Genomic DNA, 1,784 nt, shown 5'->3' with positions numbered 1-1,784 from the left:
CCGCGGGCAACGCCGCCGTGGTCCAGATGCTCGGCCGATCGGGCCGTGCCGGGGCCCGGCCCGAGGAGCACCGGCACGGTGCGGACTGCGGTCACCTTCCGGCCGAGCGGCCCGCCGCGCAGCGGGGGGCCGGCCCCGTGCAGCGGGCGCTCACCGTCGACGGCCGGAAGATCTCCGAGGAGTACCGGAAGGAGAGCGAGAGCCAGTCCCCCTCGGAGCAGCGGGCGAAGCTCGACGCGAAGGTGCACGAGATCGTCGCCGGGATCGGCGCGGCGAAGCAGAACGGTGAGCTCTCCGAGGACGAGTGGAAGCAGATCCAGGGCGCGGAGACCCGGATCCTCGGACAGCTGCGCAAGCTGATCGTGTCACCGGTCGGCGAGAAGGGCCTCCACAAGGTGCTGGACGCCGACATCGGCAAGCACCCGGAGTTCGGCGCGAAGAACCGCGACGTCCAGGTCAACGACTACGCCGAGCTGGCGCGCGGGCTGATGGGCTGGGTCGAGGCGAAGGACAACCGCAGGAAGGAGAAGGCGGCGGCGGCCGAGATCAAGGTCAGCCGGGACGTCGACGTCCTCCTCAACTCCCTGCTGCTGCGCATCAACGGCCGGACCGAGGCGGTCAAGGCGGGGATGACGCCCGACCGGCGGCAGGCCATGGAGTACGAACTCGTCCACGGGGTGGCCCACGAACTCGCGGCAGGAGGCGCGGCCAAGGCCGGCCAGCCCTTCGGCGCCTACCTCACGTACTTCAACCCGGCGCACGACCCGCGCAGCAAGTTCCGTCCCGGCGAGGCGCTCGCACACCTGGCGACCGCCCTCCCCGGGGTGGGCGGCGGGATCCAGGCGGTGCTGCGCAGCCCGGAGAGCTTCCCGTTCCGGGACAAGATCATGGTGCTCCACGACCTGATGGAGTACTTCGGACCGGCCAGGCATTTCCCGCCGACCATGGGCACGGACCTGCTGCCCGACATCGGCGTGAACGACACCTGGAGCACGTCGGGCATCGACCCCGCGACCGGGGTGCGGAACCAGCAGGCTCAGGACCGGGGCCAGAACCCGCGGAAGTGGCAGGGGGGCAAGGAGCACCCGTCCACGAGGAACGAGAACTCCGACACCACGAAGCTCGCACGCGCCCACAAGGCGCCGGTCTGGGCGGGCCAGTCCTACACGGCCGCCCGCATGTTCAACCTCGCCCGGGCCTCGGGCGGGACACAGCAGGAGATCGCCGCGGTGGCCTGGGGCATCTTCGCCTTCTGGCGGCTGGACTTCGACCACACGACCCCGTTCGCCTACCACACGCTGCACGAAGTCATGGACATCGCGCAGAACTTCGGCGTCCCGTACCGGATCACCGACCAGTACGCGGGCCGGGAGGACGTGAAGCTGACCAAGCTGGTGGAACGACTCCACGAGCTCCAGAAGCAGGTGAACGGGGGGCGCGAGCAGGTCCAGCAGGGAATCGACCTTCTCAGGCAGGCGGAGAAGTCGGACACCGGGATGTGGACCGACGAGCACGACAGGGCCGTCGAGGCGGCCGGGCGCATCGCCGGCGAGCTGCACCGCATCGCCGAACAGCTGGAGGTCCTCGCGGCCCGCCTGGCCAACCCGCCGGGGCAGAGGAGCAGGGAGGAGACGGAGCTGGCGCAGGCCCTCCAGGACTCGCTCGCGCGGATCCCGGACGAGTTCCGCCGTCTCGGCGACCAGTTCGCCCCGGTACTGGCCATGGCGAAGAACCCGTAGGAACACTTCCCGGCGGCGTGCGGCGTGCGGCGTGCGGCGTGCGGC

1 protein-coding gene is annotated in these 1,784 nt (G+C 70.9%); it reads left to right on the top strand.

Translation table 11 applies throughout. The annotated features are described in order from the left end of the window. Nucleotides 1-1,739, top strand: a 1,739-nt coding sequence (locus HW445_RS29600; RefSeq protein WP_218957504.1) for a hypothetical protein, incomplete at its 5' end; no start/stop codon positions are given. Between the last annotated feature and the right edge of the window lie 45 nt (nt 1,740-1,784).

This window comes from Streptomyces sp. UH6 (assembly GCF_013421635.1).
Taxonomy (GTDB): domain Bacteria; phylum Actinomycetota; class Actinomycetes; order Streptomycetales; family Streptomycetaceae; genus Streptomyces; species Streptomyces abyssomicinicus.
The sequence above is the reverse complement of the archived record's forward strand: the minus strand, read 5'-3'. Positions and strand labels throughout refer to the sequence as shown.